Source organism: Gammaproteobacteria bacterium, assembly GCA_033720895.1.
Taxonomy (GTDB): Bacteria; Pseudomonadota; Gammaproteobacteria; order Natronospirales; family JAJUFS01; genus JAWWBS01.
In genome coordinates, this window is record JAWWBS010000003.1 from 1 (window position 1) to 19,096 (window position 19,096).

The window sequence follows — 19,096 nt, forward strand, 5'->3', positions numbered from 1 at the left end:
CCGGCTCGAGCATGTCCAGGTGGCAGTGGGTATCAAAGAACTTCATGTGAACCTCGGCAATCGGAAATGAAAAAGCCCGGCGTGCAGCACGTCGGGCTCGCGTTCGAAAAGGGAGTCGACTTACATCGTATGGGTCGGACGATCTGCGCCCAGGGCGCCTGCCAGGTAGGTTTCGATCTTCTTCTGGGTCTGGCCGTTGTCCTGCTCCGAGAACTGCACGCCGATCCCCGCAGCACGCTTGCCCTGTGCACCACGCGGGGTCACCCAGACGATACGACCTGCCACCGGCAGTCGCTCGGTCTGGTCCATCAGCGTCAGCAGCATGAAAACCTCGTCACCGAGCCGGTACGGCTTGCTGGTCGGAATGAACAGGCCCCCGTTCTTCACGAACGGCATGTAGGCGACGTACAAGGCGCTCTTGTCCTTGATGGTCAGTGTGAGGATGCCTTGCCGCGGTGATGGCGTTGCCATGGTTCCCTATCCTTCCAGCAATTGATCGACGGTTCGCGTATCGAGCCGCCTGGCCCATGCCACCAGCAGGCTTTCCAGCAGCTGCAGTGGCACGACGTTGCTCCGCTCTTCCAATCGGACCGCCTGGCGCACGGCCTGGCGAAAACGGTGCATTGACTCCAAGTGTAAGCCTTCTGCTAGGCTTTTCAAGGACTTAAGCAGATCCGGGTTGCGCCAACCGCCGCTGCTGCCGGTCTCCGTCACACCCAGCTGGTTGGCACGAATCAGGTCTTCGAGTAGCGAATCCAGCCACTTGAGCACGTTCGCGGCACCGATCTTGTCGAATTCGGCAGCCGCACTGGGAACACTGCGCGCTCCGTGGTTGAGGTCCACCAGCGTCTTGAGCAGTCCGGCACGCTCCGCCAGGAACTCGTCCTTGGCGAGCTCCAGGGCCGCGAGTGGCGCTCCGCCAGCCTGCGCCAGGGCTGGACCCGGCAGTTTCACGTCTTGCGCCTTCAGCCAGGCCTCACCCTCCTCTGCACTCGGCCCTGCCAGCTTCAATTGCTGGCACCGGCTCCGGATGGTCGGCAAGAGACTGGCTGGCCGCGAGGTCACCAGCATCAGCAAACTGTTATCGGGCGGCTCTTCCAGGGTTTTCAGCAGGCTGTTGGCCGCGTTCACCGTCATCGCATCGGCGGGCTGCAGGAGCACCGTCTTCCAGCCTCCCTGTTGCGCGGTCATGCCGATCTCCGCCGCCAGCTCGCGAACCTGGTCCACGCCAATCTGTTTCTTCAGCTTGCCGGTCTTTTCATTGACCAGCATGGTCACTTGGTGAAAATCGGGCCAGGAGCCGGCAAGGAATTGCTGGCAGGCAGAGCATTGCCCACAAGCGCCCTGCTCCCCGCGGTCACGGCAGGCCAGGTATTGCGCAAAGGCTTCCGCCAGCGCCTGCTTGCCGACACCGCTGGTGCCGGTCAGCAACAGGGCATGCGGGAGACGTTGCTCGGCCACCAGCTTCAGGAGCGTCCGCCAGGTACCCTCAAGCCAGGGGTAAGGTGCACCACCAGCTTCCAGGCTCACGAGAACCGCTCCAGCAACTCATCAACGATCCTGTCGACTGCCTGCCCCACGGTCTCCACATCGCCGGTCGCATCCACGACATGGAATCGCCCTGGTTCGGCAGCGGCACGATCGAGATAGACCTGACGTACAGCCTTGAAGAAGTCCGCTGCTTCCTGTTCGAAACGATCCGCCTCGCCACGTTCGGTTGCCCGGGCCAGGCCAACCTCCACTGGCGCATCCAGCAGGACGGTGGCGTCGGGACGAAAATCACCCTGCACCCAGCGCTCGAGCTCCGCGATACGATCGAGCGACAGGCCACGGCCGCCGCCCTGGTAGGCAAAGGTCGCATCCGTAAAGCGATCACTCACAACCCAGGCGCCGCGGTCCACCGCAGGCCTGATCACTTCTTCCAGGTGGGCGGCACGCGCAGCGAACATCAGCAGCAGCTCGGCATCAGGGGTGACCCGTGCTTCGCGCGGTGCGAGCAACAGCTCGCGAATCGCCTCGGCAAAGGGTGTCCCGCCAGGTTCGCGGGTCATGACCAGCTCCCTGCCCGCCGCCTGAAGTCGCTGTTCGATGCGGGCCAGCTGGGTGGACTTGCCGACGCCCTCGACACCTTCCAGCGTGATGAACAGTCCCCTCATTCGCCATCTCCACGGTCCTCGTCAAGAGGACGCCGTGTCATCTGGTACCGCCGAACATGGCGATTGTGTTCGTCGAGCGTTTCCGAAAACACGTGACCGCCATCGCCGGTGGCAACGAAATACAGCGTCTTGCCTTCGGCCGGATCGACCGCCGCTTCGATCGCCGCCACACCGGCCATGGCGATCGGCGTGGGCGGGAGGCCGCCACGAGTGTAGGTGTTGTAGGGCGTGTCGGTTCGAAGGTCGCGATAGCGAATGTCGCCGGTATAGTCCTCGCCAAGACCATAGATCACGGTCGGATCGGTCTGCAGCCGCATGCCCTTGATCAGTCGACGCGTGAACACGCCGGCGATTTCGCGCCGTTCGGACGGTATACCGGTTTCCTTTTCAATGATCGAGGCAAGTATCAACGCCTCGTACGGCGAGTCCAGCGGGATACCGTCGACCCGTTCATCCCAGGCAGTCGCCAGTGCAGTTTGCAGATCCTCGTGGGCACGTGCGAGAAACTCCAGGTCGGTCGTGCCCCGCGTGAAGCGGTAGGTTTCCGGCAGGAACTGCCCCTCAGGATGCAGTTCCGACTCGCCCAATGCCGCCATGACCTCGGCATCACTCATGCCGGAAATCGTGTCGACCAGCGCAGGCTCCGCCAGGAGCTTCGCTCTCAGTTCACGCCAGTTCATGCCCTCGACGATGGTGAACTCGTATTGCACCACGTCACCCGCAACCAGCTTGTCCAGCAAGCCAGCCAGGGTGATGCCGGGCTCCACGCGGTACTCGCCTGCCTTGATGGCATGGGCCTTGTTCTCGATCCTTGCCAGCAGCCGCAGCTCCAGCGCCGACGCGACGATGCCCTCGCCTTCCAGGCGCGCGGCCACCCTGCCCAGGCTGGCGCCGGGTTCGACAGTGATGGTGACCGGTTCATCGAACGCGAGTGGCTGCTCCTGCCAGAAATGCCAGACATAGGCACTGGCCGACGCGATGATCACCAGGCCAACGAGGATTCCGTAAATGCCAATACGCTTCAACATGTCATTCCCTGGCAGCGCCTGAAAGTCGACGTGCGACGACGTCGGAGAAACCGGAGATCATTGTAACTGATGCAAGCTCGCGGTCGACCAGCCGCGCGACCGGCCAGATACCGAACACGCTGTTGCACAGGAACATGGCATCCACTTCGGCAAGCTCCTCGTCAGGCAGGTGGCGCTGGCCGATCTCGACAGGCGCCTCGTCGAGCAACAGCTGTCGCATCACCCCGTCCACGCCCGCCGACACCGGCGGCGTGTACCAGATGCCATCGATTCGATAGAACACGTTGCTGCGCGTTCCTTCGATGATGCGGCCTTGGCCGTCGCGCATCAGAGCCTCGGCCGCACCGGTACCCTCCAGTTCGGTTGCCGCCAGCACCTGCGGCAATCGATTCAGCGTCTTGATTCCAGCCAGTGGATCGTCGGTTGGCAGGCGCATCCTGCTCACCACGACGGCAACACCTTGCTCGGTGTGCGAGGCGGGCCATTCCGGCAAGGGGAAAGACTGCACGCGAACGGTCGGCGCAACATCAGGCGGCGCCGCATAACCACGACCACCAACGCCCCGGCTCACGATGAGCTTGAGAATGCCTTCCTGCTGTTCGGCAGCCGCCTCCAGCAGCGCACTGGCCAGCGCGGGCCGGTCGGGCACGGGCACGCCAAGTACAGCAAGACTGCCTTCAAGGCGTGCCAGGTGCCGCTCGAGCAAGGGCAGCCCGCCATTGACCACGCGCATGGTTTCGAACACGCCGTCACCGTACAGCAGGCCGCGATCGAACTCGCTGACATCACCCGTAAGCTTCATCCCGTTTCACCCGTCAATGCACGCACCAGGCCTTTTGCCTTGGCCCGTGTCTCTTCCAGTTCGTTTTCCGGTATGGAATCGAAGACCGTACCACCGCCGGCCCGAAACCGGATCTTGCGCTCGTCACGGATCATGGTGCGAATCAATATGTTCAGGTCGAGGCTGCCATCGCGATTCAGGTAACCCAGCGAGCCGGTGTAGGCACTGCGCGCACCCTGCTCCAGTTCACTGATGATCTCCATGCAGCGCACCTTGGGGCAACCGGTTATGGTGCCGCCGGGGAAGGTCGCTGCAATCGTTTCACCCGGCGTCACACCTGCGCGCAGTCGTGCCCGCACGTTGGAAACAATGTGATGCACATGGGCGTAGGTCTCGAGCACCATCAATTCGTTGACTTCGACCGAGCCCGGTTCGGCAATGCGGCCGAGATCGTTACGCTCCAGGTCGATCAGCATGATGTGTTCCGCTCGCTCCTTCGGATGACCGATCAGCTCGCGCGTCAATGCCGCGTCTTCATCGGCATCGGCACCGCGCGGGCGCGTGCCGGCAATCGGGCGGGTCTGGACCGTGCCCCGCCGCGACTCGACCAGGCGTTCCGGTGACGACGACATGATCGCCTGCGCGCCAAACGTTGCCAGCGCGTTGTACGGCCCCGGGTTTGCCTTGCGCAAGCGGTCATAGATGTCGGCGTGCCTGACATCCTTCCCCAGTTCCGCCTCCCACAAGCGCGAGAGGTTCGCCTGGAAGATGTCGCCATCGATGATGTAACGAATGGTTCGCTTCACGGCTGCGAGGTAGCGTGCCGGATCCTCTTCCCGCAGGCCGACGATATCCAGTCCGCAAGGCTCGAAGGCCGCCGCACCCGCTACATCCTGTCGCATCTCGTCCAGCAAGGCTTCTTGCCCTTCCTCGGCCAGGCAGTAAGTTGCCCCATCGACCTGGTCGATGATGATGGCCGCCGGGATGCGCTGTGCAACCGCGATCGGCAAGTCGTCCGGCGGCGTCAGTTGCAGCTTGGGTTCGATTTCCTTTGCCAGCTCGTAGCCGAGATACACGAACCAGCCGCCCGCGAAAGGCAGGGTTGTAGCGTCCGATCCCTCGACAGCGAGTTCTGCCTGCCATGCATCCAGTGCGGAAAGGAAACTGCCGGCATCCGAATGCGGGCCGCTCAGCTGCCAGTGCCTGTCGAGCACCAGGGACTCGGCGGGAAAGGCGAACAGGATGTCGTAACGACCTTGCTGGCCGTCGACCGCCGTGCTTTGCAGGAGATGCGGGTAGCGAGAGGGACTGGCTGCCTGCAATGCCAAGAGGTCCGGCATCGCAGGCAGCTGTTCGATCTTGAAGCGAGGCTTGCTCACGCCCGCCTGCCGACGCGTCGCGTCAGACCTTGCGGAAAATCAGGGTGCCGTTGGTGCCCCCGAATCCGAAGGAATTCGACATGGCGATATCGATGTTCATCTCGCGTGCGGAACCCGGCACGTAGTCCAGGTCGCAACCCTCGTCGGGATTGTCGAGGTTGATGGTCGGCGGAGCGATGTTGTCGCGAACCGCAAGCGCAGAGAACACCGCTTCGACACCACCCGCTGCACCCAGCAGGTGACCGGTCATCGACTTGGTCGAGCTGACGGCCAGCTTGTCGGCGTGCGAACCGAAAGCGCGGCGAATCGCGATGGTTTCACCCTTGTCGCCAACCTGCGTCGAGGTGCCGTGGGCATTGATGTAATCCACGTCTTCCGGCTTGATGCCGGCATCCGCCATGGCATTGCTCATGCACTGGCGCGCACCTTCACCGTCATCCGGTGGCGAGGTGATGTGATGCGCATCGCCGCTCATGCCGAAGCCGACGAGTTCGCAATAGATCTTCGCACCGCGCGCCTTGGCATGTTCGTACTCTTCCATGATCAGCACGCCCGCACCGTCAGACAGCACGAAGCCGTCACGATCCTTGTCCCAGGGACGCGATGCCTTCTCGGGTTCGTCATTGCGGGTCGACAGTGCACGCGCGGCACAGAAGCCGCCAATGCCCAGCGTCGTGGTCGCATGCTCGGCGCCACCGGCGACCATGATATCGGCATCGCCGTAGGCGATCGTGCGCGCGGCAAGGCCAATGCTGTGGGTCGCCGTGGTGCAGGCAGTGACAACGGAAAGGTTCGGACCGCGCAGGCCATACATGATCGACAGGTTGCCGGAGATCATATTGATGATGCTGCCTGGCACGAAGAACGGCGATACCTTCTTCGGACCATCGTGCTTTTCGATCAGCAGCGAATTCTGCTCGATGGATTCGAGACCACCGATGCCCGCACCGACGATGGCACCGATGCGGTGCGCGTTGTCTTCGGTGACTTCGAAACCGGAATCCCTGACTGCCTGTATCGAGGCTGCCATGCCGTAATGGATGAAGGCATCCATGCGTCGCGCTTCTTTCGGCGAAAGGTATTCGCCAATGTCGAAGTCCCGGACTTCACCGGCAATGCGGGTCGGGTAGTTCGACGGGTCGAACAGCGTGATCGGCCCGATGCCGCTGTTCCCGGCCTTGATGTTCTCCCAGGCTGCATCCACCGAATTGCCCACCGGCGAGACGATACCCAGGCCTGTAACGACGACACGACGCTTCGACACGTTGCACCTCGAAAAGGATTTGTCAGAATTTTTACAAACGCCAGAAAAGGCAAAGCCGTTGCCGCCGAAGCGACAACGGCATCAATTCACACGCAGCGCGATCAATTGTCGCCGAGGTGCTCGTTGATGTAATCGTTTGCCTGCTTCACCGTCGTGATCTTCTCGGCATCTTCGTCAGGAATTTCGCATTCGAATTCCTCTTCCAGTGCCATCACCAGTTCAACGGTGTCCAGCGAATCCGCACCCAGGTCGTCGACGAAGGAAGCTTCCGGCTTTACTTCTTCTTCCTTGACGCCCAGCTGTTCGATGACGATCTTCTTAACACGTTCTTCAACGCTGCTCATGACTTGTCAGTCCTCCAATGTTTACCCCACGGCGCTGCGGAAAAACGGGTTGCAACACCACTGCGGCGGGTATTGTAGTGAAAAGGTTCCGGCCATGCCACAAACGGCCGTTTGAATCTTCCCGGGGCCTTGATTTGAAAGGAAATCAGTGCTTCCAAGGCCCCATCCTGCCTGTTACGGCATGTACATGCCACCATTGACGTTGATGGTCTCGCCCGTGATGTAGCCGGCGCCCGGTCCCGCCAGGAACAGCACCGCCTGGGCGATGTCATCCGGGCTGCCAAGGCGCTCCAACGGCACCTGCGACAGCATGGCCTTGCGCGACTCTTCCGGCAATTCCTTGGTCATGTCGGTATCGATGAAGCCCGGCGCCACCACATTGACCGTGATGCCACGCGAACCGATCTCGCGGGCCATGGACTTGGTGAAGCCGACGATGCCCGCCTTGGCGGCGCAGTAATTGGCCTGCCCGGGGTTGCCGATCAGGCCCACCACGGAAGCGATATTGATGATCCGGCCCTTCTTCGCCTTCATCATGCCGCGCATCACACCCTTCGACAGGCGGAAAATCGAGCTGAGGTTGGTCTGGATGACCGCGTCCCACTCGTCGTCCTTCATGCGCATCAGCAGGTTGTCGCGCGTGATGCCGGCATTGTTGACCAGGATGGTCGGCGTGCCGAACTTCTCGGTCGCCGCTTTCAGGAACTCGGCAATGGAATCCGCTTCGCTGACATTCAGCACCAGGCCACCGCCCTCGATACCCGCCGACTTGAAGTGCTCGTCGATGCCGGCGGCACCCTTGTCGCTGGTCGCCGTGCCGACGACCGTGGCGCCCGCTTTGCCCAGCGCTTCGGCAATCGATTTGCCAATGCCGCGCGAGGCGCCGGTGACGATAGCGATTTCTCCGTTAAGGCTCATGTTCTTTCCCCGTTGTTTCAGCTAGTGGCTTCGATGGCCTTGGCCAGCGAATCCGAATCGATCAGTGCGACCACATCCATGCCACGCTCGATGCGGCGATTGAGGCCGGCCAGCACCTTGCCCGGACCACATTCGACCAGGCCCGTGACTCCCCGGGCCGACATGGCCTGTACCGTCTCCACCCAGCGAACCGGGCTGTGGAGCTGGGCTACCAGCGCGGCGCGAATGCCGTCCGCATCAGCGTGTTCCGCCACATCCACATTGTGGATGACTGGAATGCTTGGCGCCTGGATGCTGACATCCTTCAATCGCTCGGCCAGCGCATCGGCTGCCGGCTGCATCAGGGCACAGTGCGACGGTGCGCTGACGGCCAGCGGAATGGCGCGCTTGGCACCCGCTTCCTTGGCCAGCTCGACGGCGCGATCCACGGCTGCCTTGTTGCCCGCGATCACGACCTGCCCGGGTGCGTTGAAGTTCACCGCACTTACCACCTGGCCCTCTGCCGCCTTGTCGCAGACCTCGCGCACTGCATCGTCATCCAGGCCCAGGATGGCCGCCATCGCGCCCTCACCGGCCGGTACGGCGTCCTGCATGGCTTTGCCGCGGAATTCGACCAGCTTGATGGCATCGGCGAAATCCATGGCGCCGGCGCAGACCAATGCCGTGTATTCGCCCAGCGAATGGCCCGCCATGAAGCTCGGGCGGAATTCGGACTGGCCACTGAACACCCGCCAGGTGGCCACACCGGCCGCCAGCAAGGCAGGCTGGGTTACTTCAGTGGAATTAAGTTTCTCTTCCGGGCCCTCCTGGCATACCTGCCAGAGGTCGTAGCCCAGTGCCTCCGAGGCGGCATCAAAAGTCTCTTTGACCACGGCGTGGTCGGCAGCCAGATCGGCCAGCATGCCGAGGCTTTGCGAGCCCTGTCCCGGGAAGACGAATGCGTAAGACATCAAACACCCCTTCTCTTATTCAGTTCGATGTATTCCTGCCAGCGGCAGCGAAGCCGCGGATTATAACCGAGTCGCCGGCCAATTTCGGCCCATGGCAATCAACTGTTGTCCTCATCGTGCCGTCCCGGAAGATCGTTACCAACTGGTCGACCCGCACGCCTGCCCTCGACGGCAGCTACGATGAACCCCGCGATAAGACCTGCAACCCAGCCTGCCTGATGACCGGCAATGGCAACGGGCCCTTCGGCTAGCTCGGCAGTCATCGGCAAGGGACCTGCAAAATGCTCCCAAAGCACCTTGAGGGTCACCACGAACAGCACAGCTACCTTGATCCACGCGTCTTCGGCGTGCGGCGATTTGTCTTCTGACAACCCCTCGTAAACAGCTGCAGCCACCAGCAAGCCATGCAGAAAGCCCGAGAGCCCCACGTACCAGTCGAAGGGCATTTCCAGGCCCAGCAGGATAGTCCCGGCCAACAGCAGGGTCGCCACCACCAGAGCCAGCCATTGCTTTGCACTGATGCCCGGGAACAAGACCGCAACCAGCAGCAAACCGAGCAGGTTCAGTCCTAGGTGGCTCCAGCCAAGGTGAACCAGCTGGCCGGTAACAAGCTGCCAGACCGCTCCCCCCCATATGGCCAGCGGCTCGAATCGCAGCACCACCTGCACTTCCGGGTTCCATTGGATCAGCGCGCTCAGGCCAATGGACAATGCTGCCAGCGCAAGCAGCGGCCAGCCAGATCGACGCAGCCAGTCACCCAGGGCTGTAAATCCGTCGTTTAGCTTGTTCATGCGTCTGTCATTTCCCGCCACAAATCAATGGCTTTCATTGTGTATCATCGGCCGGTCAGGTGCTGTAGCACCTCCCGATTACCCGAATTCGAAACCAGAGAGTAACCGATGAACAAGCAGTCGCAGCAAGGCTTTACCCTGATGGAAGTGATGGTCGTGGTGGTCATCCTTGGCATCCTGGCCGCGGTGGTCATTCCGCGTATTGCCGACAACCCGGGCAAGGCGCGTGTCGTAAAAGCCAATTCGGACATCCGCCAGCTGGAATCTGCCCTCAATCTCTACCGCCTGGACAACTTCCAGTACCCGAGCACCGACCAGGGCCTGCAGGCACTGGTCTCCAAGCCCAGCGGCTCGCCGGAACCCCGCAATTACCAGGCCGGTGGCTACATCGAGCGCCTGCCCAAGGATCCCTGGGGCAATGCCTATGAATACCTGAACCCGGGCCGCCATGGCAGCATCGACATCTACTCCCTGGGCGCCGATGGCAAGCCGGGCGGTGAAGGTGAAGCCGCCGATATCGGCAACTGGGATCCGGAAGAATCCAACTGATCCGATGAACGCTCAGCGCGGCTTCACGCTGCTGGAACTGCTGGTTGTCATGGTATTGATGGCCGTGCTGTCGGCAGCGGCCATGTCCACGATCAACTACGCCTTTGACGAGGACACGGCTGAACGCCACTCGGCCCGCCTGGCGCAGTTGATCACACTGGCTGCGGAAGAGGCATTGCTGACGGGCAAGGAAATGGGCCTGCGGATCGAGGATCGACGCTACAGCTTCTATCGCCTGGACGAACGGGCCGGCCAGTGGGTGCCACTGGACGACCAGAAGCTGTTCGTCCCCCGGAGCTTGCCAGATCACCTGGCACTCGAGGTCAGCGTAGAAGGCAATGTCACCGACCTGTCCGGCAGGAGTGCCGACGATGACACCGCTGCCGATCCGGGCATCGATGCCGATCCCGAAACGCCAACAGCCACGGGCAAGGATGGCGCACCCGCGGCGACCAGCGATCCGGAGCAGGCACCCCAAGTGCTGTTCTTCTCCAGCGGCCAGACCACCCCTTTCACCCTGCGGGTACGGGACCAGCGCGATGACCAGGAGTGGTCGCTGGACGTCGACCTGCTGGGCCGCGTGGAACGCCAGCAGCAGGACGAATTCTAGATGAGCGCTGGACGGCAAGGCGGTTTCACCTTGATGGAAGTGCTGGTCGCGCTGACCGTGATTGCGGTGGCCCTGGCTGCACTGATTTCCGAGACCGGTCGTGCCGCTCGCGGCGCGGGTGACATGAAACTGAAAACCTATGCCAACTGGGTCGCTGCCAACCAGCTGGCGGAGATTCGCTTGCAGCCCGGCTGGGCCGATACGGGCCGCCGCAGCGGCGAGGTGGTCATGGGACAGCCCGACAGGCGCTGGTACTGGTGGGCGGAAATCAGCAGCACGCAGGACAATGACCTGCGTCGCATCGATGTCTATGTCAGCCACCTTGAGGATCGCCGGGAGGGCTCGCTGGTGCTGCTGACCGGCTATGAAGCCCGCCCCACCGCCAATCCGGGCGCATCGAGTGCCGAGAGCGCGACGCCATGAGCGCGAATCGCAATGACAACCGGGGCTTCACGCTGCTGGAAATGCTGGTTGCGACGGCGGTGTTTGCCCTGCTGGCCGCCATGGCCTACGGCGGCCTGAATGCCATGATCCGGCAGAAGGAAATCACCGAGGCTTCCCAGCAGGAACTGGCGGATTTTCGTCGCGCCATCACCCTCCTGGAACGTGACCTGGCCCAGGTTCAGGCCCGGCCGATTCGCGATGCCGTGTCCGGCCAGCCGGTCCCCGCGCTGACCGGCGGCGTGGCCGGCTTCTGGGCCATCGAGCTGACCCGCGGCGGCTGGCGCAATCCTGCCGGCCTGCAACGCAGTACCCTGCAACGGGTCGCCTGGAGCCTGGAAGGTGGCGAACTGGTGCGCCTCTCCTGGCCGGTGCTCGACCAGGCCCAGGATGCCACGCCCTTGCGCGTCGTCGTGCTGGAGGATGTCGAGGCGCTCGACTTCCGTTACCTCGATGCCGGCAACGAGTGGCAGGAGCAATGGCCATCCATCAATTCCCCCAGCGGCAATGTCCTCGAAATCGAAGAGACCCTGCCGCTGGCGATCGAATTCCGTCTGCAGCGGGACAACGGGGAATTCGTACGACGCCTGTTGGAGCTCTCGCAATGACGCACCTGGCCTTTTCGCACAGGCAGGAAGGCAGCGCCCTGGTAATCGCGCTGGTCATTGTCGCCATTGCCACCTTGCTCGCCACCTCGATCATGTGGTCCAACCACCTCGACCAACGGCGGCTGGAGATCCAGTTGCACGGTGAGCAGGCATGGCAATACGCACTGGGTGCCGAAAGCTGGACCGGCTTCCTGCTGTCACGCGAGGATGCCGAGGTCGATCACCTGCAGGAACCCTGGGCCACCGAGAACCTGGTCCTGCCTGTCGAGGGCGGCTTCATCGAAGGACAGCTGAGCGACCTGCAGTCGAGGTTCAATCTCAACAACCTGGTGGATGCCGAGGACAACGTCCGCCAGGAGCAACTGGATATTTTCCGTCGCCTGCTGGCCAACCTGGCACTCGATCCCATCATTGCCGACGCTACCGTCGACTGGCTGGATCGCAACATCGACCCCAATGGTTTCAATGGTGCCGAGGACGCGCTGTACACCCGTTACCAGCCCGCCTACCGCACGGCCAACCGCCCGATGCATTCCATCAGCGAACTGCGCCTGGTCAATGGCATGACGGCCGAGCAGTTCCAGTTGATCGAGCCCTTTGTCGCCGCCCTGCCAGTGCGCGTCGACGAAAACAGCATCACCCGCATCAATCTCAACACGGCACCTGCCGAGCTGCTCGCAGCCCTGTCGGACGAGCTGACGGTGCAGGATGCCGAGTCGCTGGTACAGGCCCGCATGCAGGCTCCGTTCAGCCAGGTATCGGAAGCCGAGAACATCGTGGGACAACAACGCCTGCCTCAGGACGCGGTATCCGTGAACAGCAACTACTTCCGCTTGCGTACCCTGGTCGGCGTTGGCTCTGTGGAAATCTCGCTGTACAGTGTGCTCGAGCGGCGCAACGACGGGACGCGCGTGGTTCGCCACAGCCGCGGCACACTCTAGGGAAGAGGAACGAAACACACCCATGGCCGAACACCTGATCATATGGCTGGATGACGAATTGCCGACACGCGAGTCGCCGGCACGCTGGCTGGTGCTCGACGGCCAGGGCAACCGGGTCGGCCATCCCCAGCAAGGTCCGCTCGATGCAGCCGCATCACTCGCCGAGCAACGCCGGGTGGTGGTGTTGCTGCATGGCGAATCATTGCTGCTGCTGACCGCCAGCATTCCCGGTCGCAATCGCAACACCATACTCAAAGCCATTCCCTATGCACTCGAAGACCGGCTTGCAGAAGACATCGAAACGCTGCATTTCGCCTTGCTGGGCAAGGCTGAAGATGACCGTCACACGGTGCTTGTCGGGAATCGCAAGTGGCTTGCTGCCAGGCTCGATGCGCTCCGCGAGGCTGGCATCCAGGCCGATGCGTTGCTGCCGGACTATCTTGCCCTGCCCGCACCGGCAACGGGCGAGTCGGCGGTGGTCAGTCGCGAACGCCTGTTGGTGAGACTCGCGGATGGCCATGGTTTCGCCGCGCCACTGGACTACCTGGATGCCGTCTGGACCGATACTGATACAGCACCGCAGGCACTGGAGGTCGAGGATCCGGCCGCCGACGGCGCGTCAGCGGAACAGGTCATCGCGAAACTGCCTGCCCGTTGGCAATCGCTTGTCGCTTCGATCAGCAGCGACCAGTTGCTGACCCGACTGGCACGCGAGGCGTGCAAGCTCGGACCGGGACTGCTGCAGGGCGCGCTGGCCCGCAAGCGGGAAACCGCCGGCAAGCTCGCCGCATGGCGCCTGCCCGCTGCGCTGGCTGCATTGAGCCTGCTTGTTGCCACTGGCCTCTGGGGTGCAGATGTCTGGCGCCTGCAACAGGAAGCCGCCGCGCTCGAGGGCTACAGTGACACGCTGTATCGCCGCATCTTGCCCAATGCACGTCCGACCGCCGACCCGCGAAGCCGTATCGAACCCCTGCTGGCAGGTGGCGATGACAGCGACCATACCGGCATCGCCATGATCAGCACCCTGGGACTGGCCATGAACGACACTGCCGGCATCGAGTTGCAACAGATCAGCTACCGCAACAACCGGCTTGAAATCCGCGTCGTGGTGCCGACCGCAGAAACCCTTGAAACACTTCGCCAGTCACTGGAAGCCAGCTCCCCCTACCGCGTTGCCATCAGCTCGGCGAATGCCGAGGGCGAAGCGCTCGAGGGCCGCATGACCATGGAGGCAAGCCCATGAAGCAGCTGTTCGCCTCCGCTCGCGACTATATCGACAGCCTGCAGGGTCGGGAGAGAATCCTGTTCTTTGCTGGCAGCACGGCGGTAGCGCTGACGCTTGCCTTCCTGCTGGTGATTGAACCCATGCTGCTCTATCAGCAACGCCTGCATGACAGTGTCGAGCGGCAGCGCGAGCTGGTGAGCTGGATGCGCGGCGCCGCCGAGGTCCTGGGCACGCAACAAGGAACAAGCCGAGAAGCCATCCCGCCGGGCGGCCTGCTTGCCGTGGTGGACGGCGCTGCCAAGCGGTCACAGCTGGGCAACAGCCTGCAGCGGCTGAGCCAGGATGGAGACAACACGGTGCGCATCCTGCTGGAAGATGCGCCATTCGACAGCCTGCTGTTATGGCTCGACGGCCTGCAGCAACGTTTCGGTATCAGCGTCGATAGTGCCGACATCGAGCGGGCTGCAGGAGACGGCCTGGTCAATGCCACCCTGACATTGTCAGGACCGGACGCATGACACGCTGGCACCTCCGGTTGCTGCTGTTGTTCCTGGCCAGCTTTTCACTGAGCCTGGTCGTCCACCTGCCCGCCAGCCTTGCCCTCTCCTGGGCCGGACCCGCCCTGCAGCGGTCCGGCTTGTCGCTGGCCGGGGCCGGCACGAGCGGGACCGTCTGGCAGGGCCAGGTGGACAACATCACATATCGCCGTCTCGACATTTCCCGAGTCGCCTGGGAGTGGCAGGCTGCCGACCTCCTGCGTGGCGTAATCGGCACTGCACTGCACGTTTCCCTGCCCGGCGCCGGCAATCATCAGCTCGGCGCTGACATCGAATTCGATCCGTTTGGCGGGCAGCTGGCGGTCAGCTCCCTGCAAGGCAGCGCCGATCTCTCCATTGCCTCGAAACTGGGCCTGGTGCCGCCGGAACTGGTCAGCGGCGAGCTGCTCATCAACATTCGCAGCCTGGTGGTCGAGAACGGTGTGCCGATTGCGATCGATGGCCAGGGCGCGCTGGAAAATCTCGGCAACCTCTACCTGCCTGGCATTCCGCTCGGCAGTTACCAGGCCCGCCTCACGACCGAAGGCAATACCCTGGTGGGACGTTTCAGCGACCTGGACGCACCGGTCGAAACCCGCGGTGAAGTCACGCTGGCACCGGATGGACGCTACCAGTTGACCGCGCGCCTGCGGCCTCGGGAGAATGCCGCCCCCATTCTTGTTTCCGGCCTCGACTTTCTTGGCCCGGCTGATAACGACGGCTTCAAGACCTTCAAGACTGCTGGACGACTCTGAAATAGTCTTCATAAGCGACTGATTTCAATAAAATTCCGGCATTTTTGCTGCAAAGCGCGCCGAATCCTCAAGCAAAAGCCCGCTGTATTGCATAATCTGGTAAATACCATGAGAGCATTCAAGCGGGACGCATCAACGACCGACATCTTCCGCCGCCTGGTCGAACAGACGGCCGGCACGGTCGGGCGCGAGTTTTTCCAGGCGCTGGTGCATGAACTGGCCATTTCGCTGGAGACCGATTACGCCTTTGTCAGCGAATTCGATGGCAGCCCGCCGACCACTGGTCACCTGCTGGCCGTCTATGGCAAGGGTGGCTTCGAGGAAGGCTACCGCTTTGCCGTCCCCGAGAGCCCGTCCGAACTGGTCTGCCTCGAACACGAGGTCTTGCTGCCGAAGGATGTATCGAAGCGCTTTCCGAAGGACACCTGGCTGGCCGAGCATGGCATCGAGTCCTATGCCGCCGCTGTCATGCTGGGTCCGGATGGCGTGCTGCTGGGCCACATCGGCGTACTGCATACCGAGCCGCGCAATTTTACCGACGATTTCCTGGCCGTCCTGAAAGTCATGGCATCCCGCGCCGCGGCCGAGCACCAGCGGCTGCAGGTCGAGCGCGCGATGACCTGGTCCGAGCTGAAGTTCAGCACGGCCTTCCGCGCCTCCCCCTCGATCATCACCATAGCCGACCGGGAAACGGGCGTATTGAGTGACGTCAGCCAGGCATTTGGCGACTTGCTGGGCCACCAGCCTGACGACGTGGTGGGCAAGACCGTCGAAGCGCTGGGGATCTGGCAGGACCTGGACGATCGACAGCGACTGCTCGCCGACCTGGATGAACGTGGCAAGGCGGCGCCCCGCGAAGCCACCATGATCGATATCGACGGCCGTATTCACCACATGCTGGTTTCCGCCGAACTGATCCAGCTCGACCGGCGTTCCTATGTGCTCTCTGCCATGCAGGACATTACGGACTTTCGCGAAACCCAGGCGTCGCTCGAGACGACCGAGCAGACCTACAAGGCCCTGTTCAACAACAGCAGTGACTACCTGTTTCTCTACGAAGCACCCAGCAGGCAGGGCCAGGGTCGGTTTCTCGAAGTGAACGAGGCCGCCCTGAGGCGGCTTGGCTTCAGCCTGGAAGAAATGCGTGAAATGGCGCCGGCCGACCTGCTGACGCGATCCGCCCTCGCAGAAACCAATGACATCGCCGCGGAGCTCAAGGCGAAGGGGCACATGATCTTCGAATCCGAGCTGCTGGCGCGAAACGGCGAGGTCGTACCCATCGAAGCCAGTGCGCAGCTGTTCAGGCTGGACGGCAAGCCGGTCATCCTTTCCGTTTCACGTGATATCAGCGAGCGGCGTGCTGCTGAAGAAGCCAGGCAGTTGCAGATTGCAGCCATGGAGGCATCCGTCGACGGCATTGCGCTGCTCGATGGCTCGCTTCGCTATGTCTATTCGAATGAAGCTCACCAGCGACTGAATGCCTATAGCTCGGCAGACGAGATCATCGGCAAGTCGTGGCGGGAGCTGACTGTACAGGAAGACATCGAGAAGTTTGAACGCGATGTGATCAATCGCTTTCACCGCGATGGTTACTGGCGTGGCGAAGTGATGGCCCGGCGAATGGATGGCAGCCACTATCCGCAGGAACTGTCACTGACGCGCATCGACGAAGACAACGTCATCTGCGTCATTCGCGATGTCAGCGAGAGGCATGAACAGGAACGTGCCTTGCGCGAAGCCGAAGCCAAGTACCGGCAGATCTTCGAAAATGCCGTGGAAGGCATCTACCGGGCCAGCCAGGACGGCAAGCTGCTGGATGCGAACCCCGCTTTTGCCGAACTCCTCGGGTTCAAGGACAACGACGAACTGTTCGAGTCGGGCCGTCCCAGCATGGCGAACTACTTCGCCGATCCGGCCATGCGCCCGGAACTGATGCGCAAGCTGGAAGAGACCGGCGCCTACCGGGATGTCGAATACGAGTTGTTCCGCTCCGATGGTGCCCGCATCTGGGTTTCCGACAACGCCCAGGTAGTGCGGGACGAAAACGGTCGGATTCTTTATCACGAAGGCATCGTGCAGGACATCACTGCACGCAAGTCCGCAGAGGAAGCGCTTGCCCAGTCCGAGGAGAAGTACCGCACCCTGGTCGACACAAGCCAGGATGGCGTGTTCATTGCACAGGATGGATTGCTGAAGTACAGCAATTCCTCGCTGAACAAGATTCTTGGCGCCGAGGACATCGATCCCAGGACCACCGACCTGATAAGCCTGTTCCATACGGAAGACCAGTACATTGCCCGCGAGTTCCTGCAAATTGCCTCCGCCTCCCGGCGCCCGGTTTCTTTCGAAGCCCGCTTGATGCGGCATGACGACACCGATCCGAGATTCGTTTCCGTCACGGCGACGCCTGTCTACTACAAGGGTGGTGACGCGCTGACCGGCACCATTCGCGATGTCACGGAGCAGAAGGAAGCGGAGTCGCAGCTGCTTTACAACGCCTTCCACGATTCGCTGACCGGCCTGCCGAATCGAACACGTTTTCTCGAGAAACTCGAATCGGCCATGGTCGAATGTCGCAACAATTCGGATGCACGCTTCGCCGTGCTGTTCCTCGACCTTGACCGGTTCAAGCTGATCAATGATTCGCTGGGTCATCACATCGGTGACAAGTTCCTGGTGGAGATTGCCAAGCGACTCCGGAAGTGCCTGGACGACCGGGACATTCTTGCCCGCCATGGCGGTGACGAATTCACGATTCTTGCCTACAGCGCCACAGATGCGGAGCTGGCATCCGCCCTGGCTCGTCGGTTGCACGAAGCACTGGAGCAGCCATTCACCATTGACGGTCACGAAGTGTTCACCAATGCTTCCTTCGGTATCGTCATGCAGGCGCCCCACTATCGCCTGGCCGAAGAAATGCTGCGCGACGCGGACACGGCCATGTACCGTGCCAAGGCATCGGGGCGGTCTGCTCTCGCAATTTTCGACGACGCGATGCACCAGCGCGCGCGAGCCCACCTGCAGCGCGAGTCGGAACTCCGCCGGGCGATCGAACGAGAGGAAATGGTGCTCCACTACCAGCCGATCATCGACCTGAACACCCGTCACACCCTCGGCTTCGAGGCCCTCCTGCGCTGGCATCACCCCGTGCACGGCATGCTGCTGCCTGTCGATTTTCTAGACATCGCGGAAGAAAGCACCCTGATTCTCGAAATCGGCTGGTGGGCCATGCGAAGTGCCTGCACCCGTCTCGCCGAGTGGCAGCGGCTCGACGACCAGGAAGAGCTGTTCGTGAACGTCAATATCGCGAATCGCCAGTTCTCCAGTCCGCTGCTGACGGAGATGGTCAAGGACACCCTTCAGGCGACGAAGATCCAGCCGGACCGGCTGCGACTGGAAATCACGGAAACGGTCTTCATGGACAATCCGGACATTGCCCAGCAGATCCTGCTCGAATTGCGCGAGATTGGCGTACGGCTGCAGATGGATGACTTCGGCACGGGTTATTCGTCGCTGAGCGGTCTCCGCAACTTCCCCTTGCACACGCTGAAAATCGACAAATCCTTCGTGCAGGACATTGCAGAAGACGAAAGCGACCTGTCCATTGTCAGGACCATCGCCCAGCTGGCGAGGGACCTGAAAATGGATATCGTGGCGGAAGGCGTCGAAACCGAGGACCAGTTCCGCTTGCTGCGTGAAATTGGTTGCGAGCTGGCGCAAGGCTTCCTGTTTTCACCGGCAATGGCTGCGCGTGACGTCCCCGCCTGGCTCGAAAAAGGCCCGATCCTCGACAGGTCCGACGAGGCCTAGCCCCCTGCTT

20 protein-coding genes are annotated in these 19,096 nt (G+C 62.1%); 9 read left to right on the top strand and 11 right to left on the bottom strand.

Annotated features, from left to right (window positions below; genetic code table 11):
• Positions 1-120 precede the first annotated feature (120 nt).
• The 11 genes from R3217_01025 to rrtA form a co-directional block, all read right to left on the bottom strand.
• The gene (locus R3217_01025; GenBank protein MDX1454015.1) at positions 121-471 is read right to left on the bottom strand and encodes a PilZ domain-containing protein; all 351 of its coding nucleotides are present in this window, start codon (positions 469-471) and stop codon (positions 121-123) included.
• Between the two features lie 6 nt (positions 472-477).
• Positions 478-1,530 (bottom strand): DNA polymerase III subunit delta', encoded by a 1,053-nt coding sequence (holB, locus tag R3217_01030; protein MDX1454016.1) that lies wholly within the window; start codon positions 1,528-1,530, stop codon positions 478-480.
• Complete coding sequence (gene tmk / locus R3217_01035) at positions 1,527-2,156, bottom strand: dTMP kinase (protein MDX1454017.1); 630 nt, start codon at positions 2,154-2,156, stop codon at positions 1,527-1,529. The genes holB and tmk overlap by 4 nt, the downstream gene beginning before the upstream one ends.
• Entirely contained in the window at positions 2,153-3,184 is a 1,032-nt protein-coding gene (mltG, locus tag R3217_01040) for an endolytic transglycosylase MltG (protein MDX1454018.1), read from the bottom strand. The genes tmk and mltG overlap by 4 nt, the downstream gene beginning before the upstream one ends.
• A gap of 1 nt (position 3,185) precedes the next feature.
• On the bottom strand, positions 3,186-3,986 hold the full coding sequence (gene pabC, locus R3217_01045; GenBank protein MDX1454019.1) for an aminodeoxychorismate lyase: 801 nt from the start codon (positions 3,984-3,986) through the stop codon (positions 3,186-3,188).
• Positions 3,983-5,344, bottom strand: a complete 1,362-nt coding sequence (locus tag R3217_01050) for an aminodeoxychorismate synthase component I (protein MDX1454020.1) — start codon at positions 5,342-5,344, stop codon at positions 3,983-3,985. The genes pabC and R3217_01050 overlap by 4 nt, the downstream gene beginning before the upstream one ends.
• A gap of 22 nt (positions 5,345-5,366) precedes the next feature.
• The gene (fabF, locus tag R3217_01055) at positions 5,367-6,608 is read right to left on the bottom strand and encodes a beta-ketoacyl-ACP synthase II (protein MDX1454021.1); all 1,242 of its coding nucleotides are present in this window, start codon (positions 6,606-6,608) and stop codon (positions 5,367-5,369) included.
• Between the two features lie 101 nt (positions 6,609-6,709).
• Complete coding sequence (gene acpP / locus R3217_01060) at positions 6,710-6,952, bottom strand: acyl carrier protein (protein ID MDX1454022.1); 243 nt, start codon at positions 6,950-6,952, stop codon at positions 6,710-6,712.
• Positions 6,953-7,126: 174 nt separating this feature from the next.
• Positions 7,127-7,870, bottom strand: a complete 744-nt coding sequence (fabG, locus tag R3217_01065) for a 3-oxoacyl-ACP reductase FabG (GenBank protein ID MDX1454023.1) — start codon at positions 7,868-7,870, stop codon at positions 7,127-7,129.
• Positions 7,871-7,887: 17 nt separating this feature from the next.
• On the bottom strand, positions 7,888-8,820 hold the full coding sequence (fabD, locus tag R3217_01070) for an ACP S-malonyltransferase (GenBank protein ID MDX1454024.1): 933 nt from the start codon (positions 8,818-8,820) through the stop codon (positions 7,888-7,890).
• Between the two features lie 98 nt (positions 8,821-8,918).
• Positions 8,919-9,611, bottom strand: a complete 693-nt coding sequence (rrtA, locus tag R3217_01075; protein ID MDX1454025.1) for a rhombosortase — start codon at positions 9,609-9,611, stop codon at positions 8,919-8,921.
• A gap of 108 nt (positions 9,612-9,719) precedes the next feature.
• Between rrtA and gspG the strand changes: the two genes are divergently transcribed.
• From gspG to R3217_01120, 9 genes are all read left to right on the top strand, one after another.
• A complete protein-coding gene (gene gspG, locus R3217_01080; protein MDX1454026.1) occupies positions 9,720-10,160 on the top strand; it encodes a type II secretion system major pseudopilin GspG in 441 nt (146 codons plus the stop codon).
• Between the two features lie 4 nt (positions 10,161-10,164).
• Positions 10,165-10,770 carry a type II secretion system minor pseudopilin GspH gene (gene gspH / locus R3217_01085; protein MDX1454027.1) on the top strand — a complete coding sequence of 202 codons (606 nt, stop codon included), beginning with the start codon at positions 10,165-10,167 and terminating at the stop codon, positions 10,768-10,770.
• Positions 10,771-11,193 carry a type II secretion system minor pseudopilin GspI gene (gene gspI / locus R3217_01090; protein MDX1454028.1) on the top strand — a complete coding sequence of 141 codons (423 nt, stop codon included), beginning with the start codon at positions 10,771-10,773 and terminating at the stop codon, positions 11,191-11,193.
• On the top strand, positions 11,190-11,819 hold the full coding sequence (gene gspJ, locus R3217_01095) for a type II secretion system minor pseudopilin GspJ (protein ID MDX1454029.1): 630 nt from the start codon (positions 11,190-11,192) through the stop codon (positions 11,817-11,819). Before gspI ends, gspJ begins: the two co-directional genes overlap by 4 nt.
• Positions 11,816-12,760, top strand: coding sequence for a type II secretion system minor pseudopilin GspK (gene gspK / locus R3217_01100; protein MDX1454030.1), 945 nt, complete (start codon positions 11,816-11,818; stop codon positions 12,758-12,760). Before gspJ ends, gspK begins: the two co-directional genes overlap by 4 nt.
• A gap of 22 nt (positions 12,761-12,782) precedes the next feature.
• Positions 12,783-14,003 (top strand): type II secretion system protein GspL, encoded by a 1,221-nt coding sequence (gene gspL / locus R3217_01105; GenBank protein ID MDX1454031.1) that lies wholly within the window; start codon positions 12,783-12,785, stop codon positions 14,001-14,003.
• On the top strand, positions 14,000-14,503 hold the full coding sequence (locus tag R3217_01110; GenBank protein ID MDX1454032.1) for a type II secretion system protein M: 504 nt from the start codon (positions 14,000-14,002) through the stop codon (positions 14,501-14,503). Before gspL ends, R3217_01110 begins: the two co-directional genes overlap by 4 nt.
• Positions 14,500-15,276 carry a type II secretion system protein N gene (locus R3217_01115; GenBank protein ID MDX1454033.1) on the top strand — a complete coding sequence of 259 codons (777 nt, stop codon included), beginning with the start codon at positions 14,500-14,502 and terminating at the stop codon, positions 15,274-15,276. Before R3217_01110 ends, R3217_01115 begins: the two co-directional genes overlap by 4 nt.
• 108 nt (positions 15,277-15,384) lie before the next feature.
• Positions 15,385-19,086, top strand: a complete 3,702-nt coding sequence (locus R3217_01120) for a PAS domain S-box protein (protein ID MDX1454034.1) — start codon at positions 15,385-15,387, stop codon at positions 19,084-19,086.
• The last annotated feature ends 10 nt before the right edge of the window (positions 19,087-19,096 follow it).

Excerpts from the sequence above, each read along its gene's own strand:
- R3217_01025 (MDX1454015.1), bottom strand. The coding sequence starts at position 471 with ATGGCAACGCCATCACCGCGGCAAGGCATCCTCACACTGACCATCAAG.
- tmk (MDX1454017.1), bottom strand. The coding sequence starts at position 2,156 with ATGAGGGGACTGTTCATCACGCTGGAAGGTGTCGAGGGCGTCGGCAAG.
- mltG (MDX1454018.1), bottom strand. The coding sequence starts at position 3,184 with ATGTTGAAGCGTATTGGCATTTACGGAATCCTCGTTGGCCTGGTGATC.
- pabC (MDX1454019.1), bottom strand. The coding sequence starts at position 3,986 with ATGAAGCTTACGGGTGATGTCAGCGAGTTCGATCGCGGCCTGCTGTAC.
- acpP (MDX1454022.1), bottom strand. The coding sequence starts at position 6,952 with ATGAGCAGCGTTGAAGAACGTGTTAAGAAGATCGTCATCGAACAGCTG.
- fabG (MDX1454023.1), bottom strand. The coding sequence starts at position 7,870 with ATGAGCCTTAACGGAGAAATCGCTATCGTCACCGGCGCCTCGCGCGGC.
- fabD (MDX1454024.1), bottom strand. The coding sequence starts at position 8,820 with ATGTCTTACGCATTCGTCTTCCCGGGACAGGGCTCGCAAAGCCTCGGC.
- rrtA (MDX1454025.1), bottom strand. The coding sequence starts at position 9,611 with ATGAACAAGCTAAACGACGGATTTACAGCCCTGGGTGACTGGCTGCGT.
- gspG (MDX1454026.1), top strand. The coding sequence starts at position 9,720 with ATGAACAAGCAGTCGCAGCAAGGCTTTACCCTGATGGAAGTGATGGTC.
- gspH (MDX1454027.1), top strand. The coding sequence starts at position 10,165 with ATGAACGCTCAGCGCGGCTTCACGCTGCTGGAACTGCTGGTTGTCATG.
- gspI (MDX1454028.1), top strand. The coding sequence starts at position 10,771 with ATGAGCGCTGGACGGCAAGGCGGTTTCACCTTGATGGAAGTGCTGGTC.
- gspJ (MDX1454029.1), top strand. The coding sequence starts at position 11,190 with ATGAGCGCGAATCGCAATGACAACCGGGGCTTCACGCTGCTGGAAATG.
- gspK (MDX1454030.1), top strand. The coding sequence starts at position 11,816 with ATGACGCACCTGGCCTTTTCGCACAGGCAGGAAGGCAGCGCCCTGGTA.
- gspL (MDX1454031.1), top strand. The coding sequence starts at position 12,783 with ATGGCCGAACACCTGATCATATGGCTGGATGACGAATTGCCGACACGC.
- R3217_01110 (MDX1454032.1), top strand. The coding sequence starts at position 14,000 with ATGAAGCAGCTGTTCGCCTCCGCTCGCGACTATATCGACAGCCTGCAG.
- R3217_01115 (MDX1454033.1), top strand. The coding sequence starts at position 14,500 with ATGACACGCTGGCACCTCCGGTTGCTGCTGTTGTTCCTGGCCAGCTTT.
- R3217_01120 (MDX1454034.1), top strand. The coding sequence starts at position 15,385 with ATGAGAGCATTCAAGCGGGACGCATCAACGACCGACATCTTCCGCCGC.